This window comes from Micromonospora sp. NPDC049081 (assembly GCF_040648835.1).
GTDB classification, from domain to species: Bacteria; Actinomycetota; Actinomycetes; order Mycobacteriales; family Micromonosporaceae; genus Micromonospora; species Micromonospora antibiotica.
Genome location: NZ_JBEZEK010000003.1, coordinates 282,893 through 301,918 on the forward strand (window position 1 = coordinate 282,893; position 19,026 = coordinate 301,918).

Here is a 19,026-nt window from a genome sequence, read left to right on the forward strand (position 1 = left end):
GGGTCAACTCAGGGGCAACGCGGTGGCGACCGGCCAGGCCAACAGGACCGCGCCCACCACCGCCGGTGACCACCGGGGCGCACCGGCCCGCCGCAGCACCGCCGCCCAGGCGGCCTGCCAGCCGAGGAGCACCGCGAGCAGCGGCACCACCAGCAGTACGAACCCGGGGGCCAGCCCCACCACGGCCGCCCCGGTCAGCGCCGGCACGACCAGCGCGCCGACCGCCGCGTACCGCCAGCTCCGGCCGTCCGTCACCAGCTCGGCACCGGCCAGGAAGACCAGACAGGCGACCGCCACCACGGGCAGCAGCCACCACCGGGGGCCCACCGGCACGGCCCAGGTGAGACCCAGGTGGATCGGCACGGCGACGGCGATCGCGGCGTACCCGGTCAGCAGCAGAACGGCGACCACGGACCGCACCGGCGTGCGGCCCCCGGGTGGCACGGCGGCCGGGTCGGGCCCGCCGGCAGGAGCCGGGGCGGCGGGGACCGACGTGGCCGCGCCGACCTGGGTTGCAGCCGTAGCCGGGGCGGCGGCCGGGGTTGCGGCCGGGGCCGGGGTTGCAGCCGGAGCGGTGGCCGCATCGAGGGCGGGGGGCCACGTGTGCAGCGGCCACCAGCGTGCGGCGGCCAGCAGGACGCCGGTGACCAGCAGGAAACCGGTGAGGTAACCACCCATCGCAAGGGGGAGCCGGTCGGTGGGCGTCACCGCACCCGACAGCACGCCCACGCCGATGGCGCACGCCGCCACCGCCACCACGACCGGGGCGACCGTGACCGGTCGGCCGGGCCCGCGGCGGGCGGACGGCGGCACCCGCCGCGGGCCCAACAGCAGCGCCGCCAACGGGGCGAAGCCCAGCACGAACCCGAGCAACAGCAGCCCAGCCGGGACCAGCCGGGCGACCGGCCGCGGTGCCGTGGTGCCGCCACCGCCGACCCAGGCGGCGACCTCCGCGTGGGTACGGCCGGCGAAGAGCACCGAGACATGTTCCGTCCCCGGCACCACCACCAGTCGTCGGCCGGCACCCCGGCGGGCGGTCGCCTCGGCGGTGGCGCGGAAGTCGGGGAACTCGAGACCGCCGACGATCAGCAGCAGCCCCTCCGGCCGGCCGTCGGGCAGCTCGCTGCCGTCGGGCAGTGAGATCGCCACGGTCCGGGCGATGTCGGGATGACTGGCGGCGTACCGGGTCACCGCGCCCGCGCCCATCGAGTCGCCGAGCAGCACGATCCGCGCCGGGTCGACGTCGGGCCGGCCGCGCAGGTGGGCGACGGCGACGGCCAGGTCGTGTTCGAGGACGGCACGGGAGTCGATGTCGTCGCGCCCCGCCCCGACCAGCGGTGCCGGATTACCGCCGTGCCCGGCGAAGTCGACCAGCAACGCGACCACACCCTGCCGGGCGAGCGTGTCGGCGAACGGACGCATCAGCCGGGCCGAACCGGCGAAACCGTGGGCGATCACCACCCCCGGCCGACGTCCCCGCGCCGGCCCGGCCCCCGTCCCGCCCGGTGTTTCGGCCCGTACCTCGGTCAACGGCACCCCGTCGACGGTCACCTGCCGGGTGGTCAGCCCGGCGTCCGCCCGGGACAGCCCGTAGCCGCCGGTGAACACGGCGAGCACGGCGAGGATCGCGAGGCCCGCCAGACCACGACCGGCCGGCGTCACCCCGCGGGGGCGGACCGACATGCCGGCACCCTACCGCCCGGCGCGACGGCCGCTTTCCGGCCGGCCCACACCCGCGCCCCGGCCCTGACCGAACCCCCTGGCCCCGCCCCCGTTCCCGTCCCACCGTGGTCCCGCCGTCTCGGCCCCTGGTCCGGATCTGGCCCCACCGCTGGTCCGGACCTGGCCCCACCCCTGGCCCGGACCTGGCCCCGGCTGGGATCCCACCCCCGGTCCGGATCTGCTCCCGCCCCTGGTCCGGGTCTGGTCCCGTCCCTAGGCCGGCCCGGGCCCGACCGTGCCGACGGGCAGCACTGGCCGAGCCGACGCACACTGGGGGACATGGCCCTCTCCCTGCCCCGACCGACCGCCGTCGTCGGCCTCACCCGTGCCGCCCTCGACCAGGCGGTCGGGTCGGCCGCCTCGTTCGCCGCCGTGCCGGCCCGTGCCTTCGCCGTGCTCGACGGGGTGGAGGCGCTCCTGACCCGGATCAACGGGGTGGTGGACCGGATCGAGGAGACCCTGGACCGGACCGACCGGGTGCTCACCGACGCCGAGACGGCGGTGCGTGAGGTGGCGGTGATCAGCACGGCGGCCACCACGGCCATCGTGCAGGCCACCGAGGTCGCCGGGGCGGCGGCCGTGGTGGTGGCCGAGGCCGAACGGGTCTCCGGGGCGGCAGCCGTGGTGGTGGCCGAGGCCGGACAGGTCGCCGGGGCGGCAGCCGGCCTGGTGGCCGAGGCCGGACAGGTGTCCCGGGCCGCCGGCACCGTGATCGCCGAGGCCGGGGCGGTGGCGGGTCGGGCCGCCGGCACGGTGGCCACCGCTGAGGGCGCCGCCACCGTCGCGGCGGAGCTGCTGACCGCGTACGAGCCGGCCTTGCGTCGGGGTGCGCCGATGGCGAACCGGTTCGTCGCCGAGCTGAGCCACGAGGAGGTGGTCGCGGCGATCCGGCTGGTCGACGAGCTGCCCAAGCTCAAGGAGCACCTGACCTCGGACGTGCTGCCGATCCTGGCCACCCTGGACCGGGTCGGCCCGGACCTGCACGACCTGCTCGACGTGACCCGCGACCTCAAGCTCGCCGTCGCCGGCATCCCCGGCCTCGGCATGTTGCGCCGCCGGGGCGAACGGCTCAGCGACGACCCGGCCGGCTGAGCCACCGGTCAGCAGGATGACGCCGGGCCGGGCCGCGCGGTCGGTCCGGCGGCCGGGGCGATCGCGGCGTCGGCGACAGGGCGGGCCGGGACGCGACCGTCGGGGCGCCCCGCTCGTCACGGGGTGTACAGGGCGTCGATCTCGGCACGGCGGGGCAGGGCCACGGACGCGCCGAGCCGGCGGACGCAGGCCGCACCGGCCGCCGCCGCCCAGCGCACCGCGTCGACCACCTCGCGACCCTCACCCCAGGCCACGGCCAGGGCGGCGGTGAACGCGTCTCCGGCGGCGGTCGTGTCGACCACGTCCACGGCGACGGGTGGCACGTGCACGGCCCGGCCGTCCCGCTCGACGTACCAGGCGCCCTCGCCGCCGAGGGTGAGTACCGCCCTGGGCACCAGGGCCAGCAGCGCCGCCGGCTCCTCGCGCCCCCGGCCGGTGAGCAGCTGCGCCTCGGTCTCGTTGACCACCAACAGGTCCACCGCGGCGAGCAGCTCGGCGGGCACCTGCCGGGCCGGCGCGGCGTTGAGGATCACCCGGGTACCGGCGGCACGGGCGGCCACCGCCGCCTCGGTCACCGTCTCGACCGGGATCTCCAACTGGGCGACCAGCACGTCCGCCCCGCGTACGACGTCCAGCTCGGCGTCGGTGAGCGCGGTGAAGGCGGCGTTCGCGCCGGGGGTGACCAGGATGGCGTTCTCCCCGGCGGCGTTGACCATGACCAGCGCCACCCCGGACGCCCCGTACACCACCCGCAGATGGCTGGTGTCCACCTGCGCGGCGGTGATCCGGGCCCGCAGGGTGACCCCGAACGAGTCGGAGCCGAGCGCGCCGAGGAAGGTGCAGGCGGCCCCGGCCCGGACGGCGCCGACGGCCTGGTTGGCGCCCTTACCACCGGGCACCATCACGAAGTCGTCGCCGAGCACCGTCTCGCCGGGCCGGGGCAGCCTCGGTCCGGCCCCGACCACGTCCATGTTCGCGCTGCCCACCACGACGATCCGGCTCTGCCGCACCCCACCTCCCACCGACACCACGCCCTCCCCACCGCCCCGCCGGACACGACCACGACGAGTCTAAATCCCCACCCTCCACCCACCCATCCCGTCGATCATGGACTTACGGTGGCCACAAAAGGGGCATGGGAGGGCGTTTCCCCCACCACAACTCCATGATCGACGTTGGGGTGGGGGTGGGGTGGGTGGGGGGGGTTAGGCGGCGCGGGCGGTCCAGCGGGGGCCGTGGCGTTCGACCAGCAGGGGCAGACCGAAGGTCTTGCTGAGGTTGTCGCCGGTCAGCGTGTCGGCGAGCAGTCCCTGGGCGACCACCGCGCCGTCACGCAGCAGCAACGCGTGGGTGAAGCCGGGCGGGATCTCCTCGACGTGGTGGGTGACCAGCACCATCGCCGGGGCGTCCGGGTCGTACGCCAGCTCGGCGAGCCGGCCGACCAGGTCCTCGCGCCCACCCAGGTCGAGCCCGGCGGTCGGTTCGTCGAGCAGCAGCAGCTCCGGATCGGTCATCAGGGCGCGGGCGATCTGCACCCGCTTGCGCTCGCCCTCGGAGAGGGTGCCGTACGTCCGGTCCGCCAGGTGCCCGACGCCGAGCTGCCCGAGCAGGGCACGGGCGCGGGCCTCGTCGGCCGGGTCGTAGCTCTCCCGCCAGCGGCCGACCACCGACCAGGCGGCGGTGACCACGACGTCGCTGACCCGTTCCTCGGTGGGAATCCGCTCGGCCACCGCGGCGGTGGTCAACCCGATCCGGGTCCGCAGCTCGGTGAGGTCGGTACGACCGATCCGCTCGCCGAGCACGTGCGCCACACCCGCGCTCGGGTGCAGCCGACCGCAGGCGAGGTTGAGCAGGGTGGTCTTGCCGGCGCCGTTGGGGCCGAGCACCACCCAGCGTTCGTCCAGCTCGACCTGCCAGTCGACGTCGTGCAGCAGGGCGGTGCCGGATCGCCGGACGGCGACGCCGTCCAGGCTGACCACCACATCCGCGTCCACGGGCGAGGGGGCGGCTGCGGCGGGGAACGGGTCAGCAGTCACCGCTCCATCCAACCACGCAGCCCGAGACCGCCCCCCACGGGCGGTGGCCCGGCCATAGGGTGGGGCACCGTGTCATTGGTCACCACACCCGGAGGACGGCCCATGCCCGTGAGCGACGAGGAGCGGTGCGGATGAGCGCGGTCATCGAGATAGCCGGTCTGCGCAAGACGTTCCGTACCCTGCGCCGGGGCAGCCGGGTGGCGGTGGACGGTTTCGACATGGTCGTCGAGGCGGGCCAGGTGCACGGCTTCCTCGGCCCCAACGGCTCCGGCAAGACCACCACGCTGCGCGCCCTGCTGGGGCTGGTCAACGCCGATGCCGGTGAGCTGCGGGTACTGGGCGCGTCGGCCCCGGAGCAGTTGGGTCGGGTCGCCGGCCGGGTCGGCGCGATCGTGGAGAGCCCGCAGTTCTTCGGCAACTTCACCGGGCACCGTACGTTGCGGTTGCTGGCGGTCGCCGGGGGTGTGCCGACGTCGCGGGTGGACGAGGTGCTCGACCAGGTGGGTCTGCGGGACCGGGGCGAGGACCGGGTGAAGGGCTATTCGCTGGGCATGAAGCAGCGTCTCGCCGTCGCGTCGGCGTTGCTGAAGAACCCGGAGCTGCTGATCCTGGACGAGCCGGCGAACGGGCTGGACCCGGCCGGTATGCGGGAGATGCGCGAGCTGATGCGCACCCTCGCCGAGGCCGGGGTGACCGTGCTGGTGTCGAGCCACCTGCTGGCCGAGATCCAGCTGATCTGCGACCACGTCACGATCATCGCGCGGGGGCGTCGGGTGGCCGCCGGTCGGGTGGACGACGTGCTGGCCGGGCACGACCCGCACGAGTGGCGGGTCCGGGTGGCCGAGCCGGAGCGGGGCGCGGAGCTGCTGCGGACGGTCGGGCTGACGGTCACCGTCCACCCAGACGACGTGCTGGTGGTCGGGGGCGCACCGGAGTCGGAACTGATCAGCAGCACCCTCGGCGGCCAGGGCCTGTGGGTCCGCGAACTGACCCCGATCCGGCCGGACCTGGAGAGTGTCTTCCTCGAACTCACCGCCGGGGCGACCCCACCCCGGCAGTCGGACGGCACCGCTGCCGACGACGCCCTCCCCGCTGACACCGGCGCCGCCGCTGAGCCGCTGATCGAACTTGACCGGACCGAAGGTCGGAGGGTGGACGCGTGAACCTGGTCCGTGCCGAGGTGGAGCGGTTGGCCGCCCGACGCTTCGTCCAACTGATGGTGCTGCTGCTCGCGGTGGCCTTCACGGTGACCACCGCGACCACCCTGCTCGGCTCGCACCGGCCGACGACGCAGGAGATGTACGCCGCGCAGACGCAGGCCGCGCAGGCGGTGGCCGCGATGGAGGCGGACCACACCCGCTGCCTGCGGATCAGGGCGGGCGAGATCCCGATCATGGAGGACGCCGGGTACGTGCCGGCCGACTGCGGGGAGCTGGACCCGGCGCGGATGGAGCGGCTGCCGCTGGCCACCGACTATCTCACCTCGGTCTTCGTCTTCTCCCAGGAGGCGCGGGGGCTGCTCTACTTCCTGATCGCGTTCCTGGTGCTGTTCGGCTTCCTGGTGGGCGCGTCGTACATCGGGGCCGACCTGAACTCCGGCGGGGTGGTCAACCTGCTGCTGTGGCGGCCGGGTCGACTCACCGTGCTCGGCACGAAGTTGGGCACCCTGGTCGGGGTGGTGGCCGCGCTGTCGGTGCTGGCGTCGGCGCTCTACCTGGGCACCTTCTGGACGATCGGGCAGACGGCCGGTGTGCCGGGCCCGCTGGGCGGGGAGTTCTGGGGGCAGCTCGGCGCCATCTACGGGCGGGGTCTGGTGCTGGTGCTGCTGACGACGGTGCTCGGCTTCGGGATCGCCACGTTGGGCCGGCACACGTCGGCGGCGCTCGGCGCGGTCGCCGCGTACGCCGTGGTCTGGGAGCTGGGCGCCCGGCTGGTGCTGCAGATCCTCGACGTGGCCCGGGCGGACCTGTTGATGCTCTCCAACTACCTGGGCGCGTGGTTGTCCGGTCGGTTGGAGCTCTGGGACGACCGGGGTTGTCCGCCGGGCAGCGGCGTCTGCGACGGCGGCACCTACGTGATCACCTGGGGACCGGCGCTGCTGGTGCTGTTGGCGCTGACCGGTGCGGTCACCGGGTCCGCGTTCGCCGCCTTCCGCCGCCGCGACCTGCTCTAGCTGTCCTGACCACAGACGTTGGTGACGGGTAGGTCTTGAACTAGGTGAGGGCCTTCGGGTTCGGTGTGGATTGCGACGTCCTACCCCGAACCCGCCCTCCCCCGGCACAGCCACGCTCACCCGGTACTTCTGGCCCGGCCGGGACCACGTCAGCTCCGCCACCTACCCCGGCGGCAGCTACCAGGCCGAGGGCAGCCTCGGGAAGGTGCTCACCGCCCAGGTCGCGGGCAGCCACCCCCTGTACCAGTGCCAGATAAACAACGACCGGTTCACCTCCGTGTCCGCCAACTGCGAGGGTCGGACCTTCCTCGGGGTGATCGGCTACGCCTACGACGGCCCACCGGCCGCGGCCCACCTCCTCCTCTACCGGTGCATCACGAGCAACGGCGTGGATCACTTCGACTCGCCGGACCCGAACTGTGAGGGGCAGAACAGCGAGGGGACGCAGGGTTACCTGCTCCTCTGATCGGCTGTCCCGCCGGCCGACGGCGGGGCGCGGGCCCGGGGTGCCGGGACCACGCCTCGCCGTCGGCGGCGCTCCCACCCCCCGTCACACCGGCATCGGGGTAACCTTGGGACGACTGCTGCCGCACTTGCCCTGATCCCGTTCAGCCCCGTCGTGCCGACCGGGTGACCGCCCCCGATCCTGGCAGGATATTGCCAGGATCGGTGGCAGTGGTGAAGTATTCCTTCATGGTGGCGGATGGGCGGGGTGAACGACTAACCGACGGTCGACCCGAACACCTCGTCCCGGACGGCGTCCAGCGCGGTGCGCAGCGCCCCCCGCAGGATCGGCTCCTCGGTCAGCCCGGTCGGCACCACCCGGGGCCGGACCAGGGTGATCGCCGCCACCTCGTGCTGCACCCGCTCGGCCAGCGCCGCGCCACCGGCCTGCCCGACCTCACCGGCCAGCACCACCAGCGGCGGGTCCAGCACCACGCAGGTGCTGGCCACGCCGAGGGCGAGCCGGCGGGCGAGTTCGTCGAGGAGCGGGCCACCGGCGGTGCCGGCGGCGATGGCGGCGCGCACCGCGTCGGCCGCGTCGGGCGCGTCGACGCCGTGCTCACGGGCCACCGCCCGGACCGCGTCCGCCCCGGCGAGCTGCTGGAACGCCGGCTTGGCCCGGCGCGAGACGTCCCGGGGGATCGGCACCCCCGGCACCGGCAGGTAACCGATCTCGCCGGCCGCGCCGCTGCTGCCGTGGTGCAGCCGGCCACCCAGCATGATCGCCAGGCCGACGCCGGCACCCACCCAGACCAGCACGAAATCCGTCATCCCCTGCGCCGCCCCGGACTGCGCCTCCGCGACGGCGGCCAGGTTCACGTCGTTCTCGAAGACGACCGGGGTGTGCAGGTCCTCCCGCAGCGCGGCGAGCAGCCCCCGGTGCCAGCGGGGCAGGTTGAAGGCGAAGGTGATGTCGCCGGTGGTCGGGTCGACCAGACCCGGGGTGCCGAGCACCACCCGCCGTACGCTGTCCAGGTGCGCGCCGGCCCGGCTGGCCGCCTGCACCACCGCGGTGTGCACCACGCCGACCGGGTCGTCGGTGTCCCGGGTGGACTGTTCGACCTGACTGACCACCGCACCGGTGATGTCCGCGCAGGCGGCCACCACCCGCTCCGCCCCCACGTCCACCCCGACCACGTACGCGCTGCCCGGTCGGACGGCGTAGAGCTGCGCGTTCGGCCCCCGCCCACCGGCCTGCTCGCCGACCCGGGCGACCAGACCCCGCTCCTCCAGCCGCTCGACCAGCTGCGAGGCGGTGACCTTGGACAGGCCGGTCAGCTCACCGAGGCGGGCCCGGGTGAGCGGGCCGCGTTCGAGCAGGAGTTCCAGCGCCGCACGGTCGTTGAGCGCCCGCAACAGTCGGGGGGTGCCGGGCAGCCGGGTCGCACTCATGCCACGTCCTCTGTTTTTCGTAAACTCTGCTAACGAATCGCGCTGGTCAGGGATGTCCGTAGCGTATCGGCCGACCCACGCCGGGAAACTCGGACGACCCGGCCGGCCGAGCCGACACTCGTGCCATCCGGCGGCACAGGGCCGCAAACCCGGGACATCCGGGCAGCCGTACGGCACACACCGGCGGAAAGGAGACTCAGGTGGGGGATCCGGGGCTGCGCCGGCTGGCGCTGGGCACACTGCTGGCCGCCTATCCGGGGCCGGTGCCACCGGACTGGGCGGTCGACCTGGTCGCCGAGGGACTGGCCGGGCACACCCTCTTCGGCACCAACGTGCACGACCCGGCCCAGCTGGCGGCGAGCACCGCCGCGCTGCGTACCGCCCGGTCGGACGTGCTGGTCACCATCGACGAGGAGGGTGGTGACGTCACCCGGCTCGCCCACGCCACCGGCAGCCCGTACCCGGGCAACGCGGCGCTCGGCGTGGTCGACGACACCACACTCACCCGGCGGATCTATGCGGCCATCGGCGGCGAACTCGCCGCCGTCGGCGTCACCGTCGACCTGGCCCCCACGGTGGACGTGAACACCGCCGACGAGAACCCGGTGATCGGCACCCGTTCGTTCGGGGCCGACCCGGGGCGGGTCGCCGCCCACACGGCAGCTGCCGTGGCGGGTCTCCAGTCGGTCGGGGTGGCGGCCTGCGCCAAGCACTTCCCGGGCCACGGCGCGACCGTCGCCGATTCGCACCACGAGCTGCCCACGGTGGACGCCGACACGGCGCTGCTGCGGGCCCGGGACCTGCCGCCCTTCGCTGCGGCGGTCGACGCGGGCGTACAGGCGGTCATGACGGCGCACATCCGGGTGCCGGCGCTGACTGGGGACGGGCCGGCCACCTTCAGTCGGGCCGTCCTGGTCGACCTGCTGCGCGGCGAACTCGGCTTCACCGGCACGGTGATCACCGACGCGTTGGAGATGAAGGGCGCGGCCGTCGCCGCCGGTGGGGTCGGCCCCGCCGCCGTACGGGCGCTGGCCGCCGGGGCGGACCTGCTCTGCGTGGGCGCGCGGGTGGACGCCGCGCTGGTCGAGCGGGTGGTCGCCGAGATCGTCGGAGCGATCGGCGACGGCCGGCTGGACCGGGCCCGGGTGGAACAGGCCGCCGGCCGGGTCGCCGCGCTCGCCGCCTGGACCCGGGCCGCAAGCCAACCCCGCCCCCTCCCGGCCGGCGCTGACCGCACGCCCGGGTCCGGCCCGCCCGGCATCGGTTACCGGGCTGCCCGCCGGGCCGTCCGGGTGGAGGGCGAGCTGCCCCGGGGGGAACGGCCCCTCGTGGTGCAGGTGTACGCCGCCGCCACCATCGCCGAGGGGCGGGTGCCCTGGGGGCTGGGCCCTCACCTGTCCCGGGTCGAGCAGGTCCGGGTGATTGCCGCCGAGGCGGATCCGGCAGCGTTGCGGCGTCTCGCCGCCGGGCGGCCGATCGTACTGGTCGGCCGGCACCTGCACCGGTTGCCCGGCGGGCCGGCCCTCGTCGGGTCGCTGGCCGCGACACACGCGCTGACGGTGCTGGAGATGGGCTGGCCGGGGCGGTGGCGACCGAGCGGGGTGCGGGCCTTCGTCACCACCTACGGCGCGAGTCATGCCAACGGTCGCGCGGCGGCCGAGGTGCTCGGCCTGACCGACTGAGTCAGGACCTGCCTGCCGGGCCCGGCCCGACCGGCGACGCCGGGGCCAGCCGACGACGCCGGGTCACGGCCGCCGTCCGCGCCGGGGCACTTCACGGACCGGTACTCACCCGCCGGTCCCCCACCGGCAGCCGGCCGACGACACCCGGGGGCCCGGCAGGGACAGTTGCCGTGGTCGCCCGGGGAGGTCGGTCAGCGACGCCAGGGGGCCGGGTCGGCGACTCCGGGGGGCCGGTCGCCGTGGTCGTCGGGGAGGCCGAGCAGCCGCCCGACCGCGGTGATCCGCAGCACCCGGGACACCACCGGTTGCGGATCGACCAGCCGCAGGGTGGCTCCCCGGCCGACCGCCTCGGCCGCCCCGCGCAGCAGTGCGGCCACCGCCGTGGAGTCGAGGAAGGTGACGGCGGCGAGGTCGACGACGATCTCCAACAGGCCGGCCCGGCCGAGCGCCTCGTCGAGAGCGTGTTCCAGCCCGGGAACGGTGGCGATGTCCAGGTCACCCTTCGGTGCCAGCACCACCCGGCCGGACTCCTCGCCCGGCGTCGGCAGCTGCATACCCGTCCATTTCCGCTTCGCCGGCCACCGCTGACCGCGCGCCGACCCTCGCCGCGACGGCCGACCATACCGGTGGCCCCTGACATCGTTCGGCCGGGCAGCCGCCGGAGCATCTCCGGCCGCCTGCACAGCACGGTGCGTCACCGGAGCGCGCCGGGATGCCGGCCACCTGTCTGGGCAGCTCAAGTCCACTACCGGACAATGTCAACGCGCCGGGCACCCCTTGCCCGGCACGCCAACGAGCACATAGCGTAACCAGCGCCGTAGGTCGGCCGGCGGCGCCGGTCACGGCGGGGCCTGGGGCGGTTTGCGGACCGTGGATCCGGCCCGGGATCCACGGTCCGCGCGCCATCCGACCGACCTGGCCGGCGAGCGACCGGGTGCCCATCTCGGGCTGGACGCCACCCGTACCGCCACCGGACGCCGGTCAGGGCGGGTAGACGCCGCACGACGACCAGCCCCGGTCGGGGAAACCGGCCGCCTCGGCGACCCGGGCGGAACCGAGGTTCGCGGGGTCGTGGCGGTAGGTCGGCACCGCACCCTCGTCGAGCACCCGCCGGGCGGCCTGCGCGACGAGTCTGCGGGCCAGCCCCCGGCCACGCGCCGCCGGGACCGTGCCGACCGCCAGTTCGTGCCCGTACGCGTCGTGGCGTTTGATCCCGACACCGGCCAGGTAGCCGCCGTCGTCGTCGCGGACCACGAGCACGTCGGAGTCGAACAGGTGCAGCCAGGGCGGCAGGGCCGGATCGGTGGGAGCGGTCCACCCGCCGACGTCGGGCAGTGCCGGCGGGGTGAGACACCACCGGAACACGTCGTCGTGGACCACCCAGCCGGGCTGCCCGACCATGGCCGGCAGGGCCTCGTGCAGCGCGGATCGTGACCTCGCGGCGAGCGCCCGGACGGCTTCGACCCGTCGCGGCGGCACGGAGAGCACCGTGCTGCCGGCGACCCGGACGGCGATCGCCGGGCGGGGACGGCCGTCCCAGGCCGGGCGGGTGCGCCGCCAGGAGCCGACCACGTGCAGACCGGGGCCGGCCGGCCACTGCCCGAGCCAGGTCGCCAGGTGCAGGTACAACCGCCGCTCCAGCACCGCCCGCCCCTCTCACCCGGTGGCCATCCCATGATCCACGGTACGCCGCACCCCCACCGACGGCGGTCCGGTTGCCGATGGCGGTGCGCGGGTAGCAGAGGAATGGACCGTGACCTGCCTCACCGGAACCCGGTCCATCGACGATGCGTCATATCTATTTCCATACATGTACACCTTTCTTTGGGACGGTAATGGTCATGCCCATGCAGCCGAATGACCGATACCAGCAGCACGGCGTGTGTTTCTGGGGTACGGCGGAGGCCACCGGCCTCTTCCCCGCCCAACCGCGGTACCGGGAGATCCGGTGCGGTCGCGGCGTCGAGGGACGACTCTCCTGGAGCGAACTCGACACCCTCCCCGCCGGCTCCTCCGCCCGACGCGGTCTCACCGCCCACTGAGATGCGGACCGGCGCCCCTACCGGGGTGTCCGGCCGGGGCGTTCGCACACCTGTCGGGTAGCGTCTTGTGGTCGATTCCGGCCAGCGACAGGAGAAGCGCAGCGCATGGGCAAGAAGACGATCCACGTCTCCGACTTCAGCGGCACCGTGCTGCGTCCCGACGACGAGGTGGTCCGGGTCGTCGTGCTGGAGCATCCCGACCTGGTGGCCGGGCCCGTGCAGTTGGACGCCACCGTGACCGAGGTGGAGGGCATCGACGACGCCGCGCTCGACGTGGCGGTGGTCGAGATCCACGACCTGCACGCGGGCGGGGAGCCGCGCCGGGTGGTGCTGACCGCGAGCGAGTTCGACGCGATGGCGACGGACACGCCGATGGCGCAGCTGTTGCGGACGGCGGAGCGGGTCCGTCCGCCGAAGGCCCGCAAGAGCACCGAGAAGATCGACTACGGCACCCTCGACCACGCCGGGAGGCCGCACCGGGGCCGGGTCACCGAGGAGGAGGCCCGGCTGGTGCGCGAGCAGCTCGACGAGGTCAACAAGCGGCTCGCCGACGCCGGGGTCCGGCAGATCGACCCGGCCGACCCGGAGCACGCCCTGCGTTACGGCTTCCCGGCCACCGACTGACTCACCGGTGGCCGGGCATCCCGGTCCCGTGCCCGGCCGTCGGTGGGACCGCCCGGTCCCGCCGGGCCGGTGTGCGTCGTCCCGGCCGCCGACGGGGGTGCGCTACCGCCCGGAGAGCGCGGCGGCCACCCGTGCCTCGACCCCGTTCTTGGTCAGGCCCAGGCCGGACAGCACGCCCGCACCGTCCTCCAGCTCCAACAGGGCCAGCAGGACGTGCTCGGTGCCGATGTAGTTGTGCCCGAGCCGCAACGCCTCCCGGAAGGTGAGTTCGAGGGCTTTCTTGCCCTGCCCGTCGTACGGGATCAGGTCGGGGACCTGGTCGGTCGGGGCGGGCAGCGCCGCCGCGACCGCCTCCCGGACGGCCGCCGGGCTCAACCCCTCGGCGAGCAGGGCCTTGGCGGCGAGGCCGTCCGGTTCGGCGAGCAGGCCGAGCACCAGGTGTTCCGGTCGGATCTCGGCGTTGCCGGCGCCCCGGGCCTCCTCCTGCGAGGCGATCACCACGTTGCGGGCGCGCGGGGTGAACCGGCTGAAACCCGCGTTGGGGTCCAGGGCCGCCGCCGCGTCGGCCTTCGTGGCGGAACGCTTCTGGGCAGCCTGCTTGCTCACCCCCATGCTGTTGCCGATCTCGGTCCAGGAGGCACCGGAGCGGCGGGCCTGGTCGACGAAGTGGCCGATCAGGTGGTCGGCGAGGTCGCCGAGGTGGTCGGCGACGAGCACCGCGTCGCTGAGCTGGTCGAGGGCTGCGGGACGGGCCTGCTTGATGGCCTGGATCAGCTCGTCGAGGCGGACAGGGTGCGGGAGTTGAGTGGGTTCCGTCATGCGTCAACCATAGGTTGACGCGCCCTCCATCGTCAACCACGGGTTGACGGTGAACTTCGCGGTGAGTAAATCCCGACACTCACGGTGATCCTGTGGACCCGTACCGCAACATCAGTGGGGCCACTAATCGATATCGGTCTCTGTAGACCGGAGGAGGTTCCGTCCCCTCATGCTCGGAACGATGAAACGCCTCGCCGCGCTCACCACCACAGCGCTGCTCCTCACCACAGCCCTCGGCGCGACCGCCGCGTCGGCCGCCCCCGACGCCGCCCGGTCGGCCCCCGACCGCGCCGCCAAGACCACCCTCGTCGCCTCCTGGTACTCGGGCACCCTCGCCGCGGGCGCCACCCAGAACTGGCAGTGGAACAACAACCCGGCCGGCGCCGTCTACCAGGTCGGGCTCTCCCCCACCGGGGCCAGCACCACCCAGCCGTGCCAGTTCCAGGTGACCCGGAGCTGGTACACCCAGCTCTACAGTGGTGAGCGCCGGTTCAACTGGACCATCCGCAACACCGGCGCGATCGCCTGCGGCACCCAGGTCATGCTCAGCTCGCTGAACTCCGGGGCCAGCTGGGCTCTCGGCGGCATCTCCCCCGGCGGCTCGGTCACCTCGGTCTGGAACAACAACCCGGCCAACATGGCGTTCCTGCCCGGGGTGGCGCCCAGCGGCGCCACCAGCGCGACCCCCTGCCAGTTGGAGGTGACCAGCTCCTGGTACGCCCGGCAGACCAACGGTGAGCGCAAGTTCTACTTCACCGTCAAGAACGTCGGCTCCATCACCTGCGCCGGCACCGCGCTGCTGGGCAACACGTCGACCTCGACCACCTGGTCCACCGGCACGCTCGCTCCGTCGGCCAGCAGCGGATCGGTGTGGTACAACGCCAACCCGACGACGCTGATCTACCTGCCCGGCCTCAACCCCGCCGTGTCCACCAGCACCTGCCAGTTCGGCGTCACCAGCAGCTACTACCAGCAGGTGGTGAACTCCGACGGCACCGTCCAGCGGCAGTACCTCGCCTATTACACCAACAACGGCGCGGTCAGCTGCTCCGCCACTTTCCTCCTCGCCTCGATCACCTGATCCACCGGTGCGGCGGCCCACCCGACCCGGGTGGGCCGCCGCACCCGTCTTCCAGCAGGGCACCCGTCGCCCGGCAGTTCCGGTACCGGTCCGCCCGACGCGGGTCGCCAGCGCTCCGATACCGTGCGCCCACGGACCGGATCGGACGGCGCTGCGGGAGAGGATCGGGATCATGCGGTTGCACGTCGGCTGCGCGATGTGGACCCACCGGTCGTGGCAGGGGCGGCTGATCGCCCACCCGCTTGCGGCCCAGGAACGGCTGCGGCACTACGCCGGCTGGTGCGACGCGGTCGAGGGGAACACCACGTTCTACGCCACCCCGACCCGGGAGACCGTGGAGTCCTGGGCCCGGCAGACCGGGCCCGACTTCCGGTTCGTCCTCAAACTGCCGAAGGCCGTCACCCACGAACGCCGGCTCGTCGACGCCGACGCGCCGCTGCGGACCTACTTCGACGCGATCGCGCCGCTCGGCAGCCGAGCGCACGCCCTGTGGATCCAACTGCCGGGGTCGTTCGCACCGATGGACGTCCCCGTGCTCGCCGACTTCCTCCGTCGGCTGCCTACCGAACACCGGTACGCCGTGGAGGTCCGGCACCCCGCCTTCTTCCGGGAGCCCGGCGCGACGCGACTGCTGGAAGGGGTGCTCGCCGACGCCTCGGCCGAGTGGGTCCCCTTCGACACCACCGCGTTCTTCCGTACTCCGCCGACCAGTGACGCGGAGCGGGAGGCGTGGACGAAGAAACCCCGCCTGCCGTTGCGGACGGCGGCGCTGACCGACCGGCCGATCATCAGGTACCTCGGCCGCGACGCCGAGTCGGAGACGGTGCAGGGCTGGCAGCGCTGGGTCGAGATCGCCGCCGGCTGGTTGCGGGAGGGCCGGTCACCGACCATGTTCGTGCACACCCCGGACAATGCCGACGCACCCCTGCTCGCCCGCCGGTTCCACGACGAGGTACGGGCCCGGGTGCCCGCGCTGGCGGCGCTGCCCGAGCCGATCCCGACCGGACCGCTCACCCTGTTCTGACACCCGTACGACCTGCCGTCGGGGCATCAGGCCGCCCGCACCCCGGCGGGCGTCGCGCCGGGCAGGCCGCCGCACCGGGGTGGGATCAAGAGTTTCGTGAGCCTGACCCCGGCCGGCCTGTCGGGCACAGCACCGATCAACCACTCTCCTCCACGCCCGGGCCAGGAGTCCCGCCCGCACCTGTCCCGGCGGTGACCCGGGTCAGCAGGTCACGGACGCGGGCGGCGTCCGGGTGGCCGAGGTCGTCGAAGATGTCCAGCGCCCGCCGCCAGGTCCGCAGGGCACCGGGTACGTCCCCCGCCGCCTGCCGGGTCGCACCGAGCCGGGTCAGGGTGTCGGCCTCGTCGTACCGGTCACCGATGCGCCGGTAGAGCGCCAGCGCCAGGCCGTAGCAACGGATCGCCCGCCGGTGCTGGCCCAGCCGGTCGTGGATGAAGCCCAGGCTGTCCCAGGTGTTCGCCTCGCCGTGCCGGTCGCCGGTCGGGCGCAGCAGGGCCAACGCCTGGGAGCAGTGCTCCAGCGCCGGCCCGTACTGGCCGAGTTGGGCGTGCGCCCAGCCGACCCCGTTGCGGGCGCTGGCCTCCCCGGCCAGGTGCCCGGCGGCCCGGTAGAGCGCCAGCGCCCGCTGCCCGTGCTCCAACGCCTCGGCGTACCGGCCGAGCCCGTCGAACATCGCGCCGAACGCCCGGTGGGTGCGCGCCTGCCCGGTGTGGTCGCCCAACGCGGCGAACAGGGTCAGCGCCTCCCGGTAGTGCGCGACCGCCTCGTCCAGCCGACCCAACCGGTAGAGCACCCGGGCCAGGTCACGGTGGGCGTTCGCCTGCCCCGCCCGGTCCCCCGCCCGTTGCGCCCCGGCCAGGGCGGCCTGCTGGGCGGCGGCCAGGTCCAGCCAGTTCCCCCGGCGCTGGAGGAAATCCATCAGGGTCCAGGCCAGTTGCCAGGCATGGCCGTCGAACCCGGTACGCCGCGCGTGCGAGACCGCCGCCAACAGCACCGGGTACTCGGTGGTGAACCAGGCCAGGGCCGCAGCGTGGTCGGTCAACTCCTCGGGCGCCACCCCGGGCAGGGCGGTCGCCAGCACCACCGGGTCCCGACCGGGTTGCAGCAGCAGCGCCGCCGTGTGCGCGGTGTGCAGGTAGTGGTCCAGTCCTCGCCGGACCGCGGCCTGCCGCTCCTCGGCGGGGTCGAGGCTCTCGGCCAACTCGCCCGCGTACGCCCGCAGCAGGTCGTGCGCGGTGAACCGGCCGGGCGCGTGTTCGGTGACCAGGTGGGCGTGGGCCAACTCGGCCAGCAGCCGGGACACCTGGCTGCGGGGCAGTCCGGCCAGGCTGGCCGCTGCGGCGATCCCGACGTCCGGCCCCGGGTGCGAGCCGAGCAGCCGGAACAGTCGCGCCGCCGGTGGGGTCAGGTTCCGGTAGGACCAGGAGAAGACCGACTGCACGTCGGTGCCGGTGTCCCCGCCGTCGAAGGAGTCCAGCAGGCGGGGCGCCTCCCGCAGCTCGGTGACGATGGTGGACAGGGGGAACGCGGGGTGCGCCGCCCCGCGCGCGGCGAGCACGGCCAACGCCAACGGCAGCCGTACGCACCGCTCGATCATTTCCTCCACCGCCTGTGGTTCGCCCGTCAACCGGGCCGCGCCGAGCCGGCGGGCCAGCAGTTGCCAGGCCTCGGCGGTGCTGAGCAGGTCGACGGCGATCTGCCGGGCCCCCTCGGTGGCGATCAGCCCGGCCAGCCGGTTGCGACTGGTGACCAGGAACAGGCAGCTCGGGCCGCCGGCCAACAGCGGCCGGACCTGCTCGACGTCGCGGGCGTTGTCCAGCAGCACCAGCATCCGCCGGCCGGCGAGCAGACTGCGGTAGAGGCCCACCTGCGCGGGCAGGTGGGTGGGGATGCGCTCGGGCGGCACCTCGAGGGCCTCCAGGAATCCCCGGACCGCCTCGGCGGCCGTCACCACCGCCCCGGTGGCGTCGAAGCCACGCAGGTCGACGTAGAGCTGGCCGTCCGGGAAGCGGTCGGCGACCCGGTGGGCCCAGTGCAACGCCAACGTCGTCTTGCCGACCCCGGCCGTGCCCGACAGGGTCATCGTGGTGGTCGACTCGGCGCAGCCGGGCGTGCCGTGGCCGGCGCAACCGGCGTCGAGCTGGGCGAGCTGCGCGGCCCGCCCGACGAAACCGGGCAGCGCCGGGGGCAGTTGCCGGGGCACCGGAAGCCGCGCCGCCGGTGTGCCGACCCGGGTGCCGCCGGCTCTGGCCCGGACGGTCGCGCGGCCGGCCCGGCCGGCGGGCGGGTGTTCCGGGTTGGTGTTCCGCCGGCGTTCCTCGACCCGGTCCCGCGCGGTGGCCAGCGCCCCCTGCTCGGCGGGGCTGGCCCCGAGCAACCGGATCAGCGTGTCGAAGCGCTCCGGTGGGGGCAGGATGTTGCCGGCGAAGTACTCCCCGATCACCCCCCTCGACCAGCCGGTCTTCGCCGCCAGTTGGCGGTAGGTCAGTGGGGTCTCACCCTGCTGCCGGGCCTCCCGGCGGCGCAGCTGGCGCAGCAGCCCGGCCAGCTCCTGCACGGTCTGCGCCCCGGCATCCAGGTGGGTCACCGCCGCTGCGGGACGGTTCGTCCCGGTGCCCCCCTGTCGCGCGCCCGAAGGTACCCGTTGGTCGGACATGCGCCCTCCACCCCCGTCATCCCGTCGCCCCGGAATGCCGACACCGGCAGGGTAGAACCGGTCACCCGATGCCGGTAGGTCACCGCCGATGTATGACAGTTCCATGTCGCGCTGGTTTCGCCTGGTGGGATGTGCCCCGCCCACCATCGGCGTGCGACCGGTCCGGGGGGCCTCCGTCC

At 74.2% G+C, this 19,026-nt stretch carries 17 protein-coding genes; 9 read left to right on the forward strand and 8 right to left on the reverse strand.

The features are described 5' to 3' along the window. Nucleotides 1-3 precede the first annotated feature (3 nt). On the reverse strand, nt 4-1,683 hold the full coding sequence (locus AB0B63_RS08375; protein WP_357015815.1) for an alpha/beta fold hydrolase: 1,680 nt from the start codon (nt 1,681-1,683) through the stop codon (nt 4-6). Nucleotides 1,684-2,001: 318 nt separating this feature from the next. Between AB0B63_RS08375 and AB0B63_RS08380 the strand changes: the two genes are divergently transcribed. After that, nucleotides 2,002-2,814 carry a hypothetical protein gene (locus tag AB0B63_RS08380; protein ID WP_208567331.1) on the forward strand — a complete coding sequence of 271 codons (813 nt, stop codon included), beginning with the start codon at nt 2,002-2,004 and terminating at the stop codon, nt 2,812-2,814. A 116-nt stretch (nt 2,815-2,930) separates the two neighbouring features. Here the strand turns inward: AB0B63_RS08380 and AB0B63_RS08385 are convergent, their stop codons facing one another. Further along, a complete protein-coding gene (locus AB0B63_RS08385) occupies nt 2,931-3,824 on the reverse strand; it encodes a ribokinase (RefSeq protein WP_208567457.1) in 894 nt (297 codons plus the stop codon). Between the two features lie 195 nt (nt 3,825-4,019). Beyond that, the gene (locus AB0B63_RS08390) at nt 4,020-4,850 is read right to left on the reverse strand and encodes an ABC transporter ATP-binding protein (protein ID WP_357015819.1); all 831 of its coding nucleotides are present in this window, start codon (nt 4,848-4,850) and stop codon (nt 4,020-4,022) included. A 131-nt stretch (nt 4,851-4,981) separates the two neighbouring features. Between AB0B63_RS08390 and AB0B63_RS08395 the strand changes: the two genes are divergently transcribed. The 3 genes from AB0B63_RS08395 to AB0B63_RS08405 all read left to right on the forward strand — a co-directional run bounded on the left by AB0B63_RS08395 (nt 4,982) and on the right by AB0B63_RS08405 (nt 7,489). Next, nucleotides 4,982-6,013 carry an ATP-binding cassette domain-containing protein gene (locus AB0B63_RS08395; protein ID WP_357015821.1) on the forward strand — a complete coding sequence of 344 codons (1,032 nt, stop codon included), beginning with the start codon at nt 4,982-4,984 and terminating at the stop codon, nt 6,011-6,013. Beyond that, entirely contained in the window at nt 6,010-7,023 is a 1,014-nt protein-coding gene (locus AB0B63_RS08400; RefSeq protein ID WP_357015824.1) for an ABC transporter permease, read from the forward strand. The genes AB0B63_RS08395 and AB0B63_RS08400 overlap by 4 nt, the downstream gene beginning before the upstream one ends. Nucleotides 7,024-7,093: 70 nt before the next feature. Next, nucleotides 7,094-7,489, forward strand: a complete 396-nt coding sequence (locus tag AB0B63_RS08405; RefSeq protein WP_357015827.1) for a hypothetical protein — start codon at nt 7,094-7,096, stop codon at nt 7,487-7,489. A gap of 254 nt (nt 7,490-7,743) precedes the next feature. Here AB0B63_RS08405 and AB0B63_RS08410 read toward each other — a convergent pair whose 3' ends face one another. Then, nucleotides 7,744-8,919 (reverse strand): ROK family transcriptional regulator, encoded by a 1,176-nt coding sequence (locus tag AB0B63_RS08410; protein WP_357015830.1) that lies wholly within the window; start codon nt 8,917-8,919, stop codon nt 7,744-7,746. 200 nt (nt 8,920-9,119) lie between these two features. On the opposite strand from AB0B63_RS08410, the gene AB0B63_RS08415 reads away from it, so the two are divergent. Next, nucleotides 9,120-10,601 (forward strand): glycoside hydrolase family 3 N-terminal domain-containing protein, encoded by a 1,482-nt coding sequence (locus AB0B63_RS08415; protein ID WP_357015833.1) that lies wholly within the window; start codon nt 9,120-9,122, stop codon nt 10,599-10,601. Between the two features lie 191 nt (nt 10,602-10,792). Here the strand turns inward: AB0B63_RS08415 and AB0B63_RS08420 are convergent, their stop codons facing one another. Beyond that, complete coding sequence (locus tag AB0B63_RS08420) at nt 10,793-11,155, reverse strand: STAS domain-containing protein (RefSeq protein WP_357015836.1); 363 nt, start codon at nt 11,153-11,155, stop codon at nt 10,793-10,795. Between the two features lie 427 nt (nt 11,156-11,582). Beyond that, on the reverse strand, nt 11,583-12,245 hold the full coding sequence (locus tag AB0B63_RS08425; RefSeq protein WP_357015839.1) for a GNAT family N-acetyltransferase: 663 nt from the start codon (nt 12,243-12,245) through the stop codon (nt 11,583-11,585). Nucleotides 12,246-12,448: 203 nt separating this feature from the next. Between AB0B63_RS08425 and AB0B63_RS08430 the strand changes: the two genes are divergently transcribed. Next, on the forward strand, nt 12,449-12,643 hold the full coding sequence (locus tag AB0B63_RS08430) for a DNA repair protein (RefSeq protein WP_244252307.1): 195 nt from the start codon (nt 12,449-12,451) through the stop codon (nt 12,641-12,643). Nucleotides 12,644-12,748: 105 nt separating this feature from the next. Then, nucleotides 12,749-13,267 (forward strand): hypothetical protein, encoded by a 519-nt coding sequence (locus AB0B63_RS08435; RefSeq protein WP_208567340.1) that lies wholly within the window; start codon nt 12,749-12,751, stop codon nt 13,265-13,267. A 102-nt stretch (nt 13,268-13,369) separates the two neighbouring features. Here the strand turns inward: AB0B63_RS08435 and AB0B63_RS08440 are convergent, their stop codons facing one another. Further along, nucleotides 13,370-14,086, reverse strand: coding sequence for a Clp protease N-terminal domain-containing protein (locus tag AB0B63_RS08440; protein WP_357015842.1), 717 nt, complete (start codon nt 14,084-14,086; stop codon nt 13,370-13,372). Nucleotides 14,087-14,267: 181 nt separating this feature from the next. Between AB0B63_RS08440 and AB0B63_RS08445 the strand changes: the two genes are divergently transcribed. Both AB0B63_RS08445 and AB0B63_RS08450 read left to right on the forward strand, forming a co-directional pair. Next, nucleotides 14,268-15,167, forward strand: coding sequence for a hypothetical protein (locus AB0B63_RS08445; RefSeq protein WP_357015845.1), 900 nt, complete (start codon nt 14,268-14,270; stop codon nt 15,165-15,167). Nucleotides 15,168-15,363: 196 nt separating this feature from the next. Then, nucleotides 15,364-16,191, forward strand: coding sequence for a DUF72 domain-containing protein (locus AB0B63_RS08450; protein WP_357015981.1), 828 nt, complete (start codon nt 15,364-15,366; stop codon nt 16,189-16,191). 136 nt (nt 16,192-16,327) lie between these two features. Here the strand turns inward: AB0B63_RS08450 and AB0B63_RS08455 are convergent, their stop codons facing one another. Further along, a complete protein-coding gene (locus tag AB0B63_RS08455; RefSeq protein ID WP_357015848.1) occupies nt 16,328-18,778 on the reverse strand; it encodes a tetratricopeptide repeat protein in 2,451 nt (816 codons plus the stop codon). Between the last annotated feature and the right edge of the window lie 248 nt (nt 18,779-19,026).

What these genes read in the sequence shown, in the direction of transcription:
- AB0B63_RS08375 (WP_357015815.1), bottom strand. Translation starts at nt 1,683, where the DNA reads ATGTCGGTCCGCCCCCGCGGGGTGACGCCGGCCGGTCGTGGTCTGGCG.
- AB0B63_RS08380 (WP_208567331.1), top strand. Translation starts at nt 2,002, where the DNA reads ATGGCCCTCTCCCTGCCCCGACCGACCGCCGTCGTCGGCCTCACCCGT.
- AB0B63_RS08395 (WP_357015821.1), top strand. Translation starts at nt 4,982, where the DNA reads ATGAGCGCGGTCATCGAGATAGCCGGTCTGCGCAAGACGTTCCGTACC.
- AB0B63_RS08410 (WP_357015830.1), bottom strand. Translation starts at nt 8,919, where the DNA reads ATGAGTGCGACCCGGCTGCCCGGCACCCCCCGACTGTTGCGGGCGCTC.
- AB0B63_RS08420 (WP_357015836.1), bottom strand. Translation starts at nt 11,155, where the DNA reads ATGCAGCTGCCGACGCCGGGCGAGGAGTCCGGCCGGGTGGTGCTGGCA.
- AB0B63_RS08430 (WP_244252307.1), top strand. Translation starts at nt 12,449, where the DNA reads ATGCAGCCGAATGACCGATACCAGCAGCACGGCGTGTGTTTCTGGGGT.
- AB0B63_RS08435 (WP_208567340.1), top strand. Translation starts at nt 12,749, where the DNA reads ATGGGCAAGAAGACGATCCACGTCTCCGACTTCAGCGGCACCGTGCTG.
- AB0B63_RS08440 (WP_357015842.1), bottom strand. Translation starts at nt 14,086, where the DNA reads ATGACGGAACCCACTCAACTCCCGCACCCTGTCCGCCTCGACGAGCTG.
- AB0B63_RS08445 (WP_357015845.1), top strand. Translation starts at nt 14,268, where the DNA reads ATGAAACGCCTCGCCGCGCTCACCACCACAGCGCTGCTCCTCACCACA.
- AB0B63_RS08450 (WP_357015981.1), top strand. Translation starts at nt 15,364, where the DNA reads ATGTGGACCCACCGGTCGTGGCAGGGGCGGCTGATCGCCCACCCGCTT.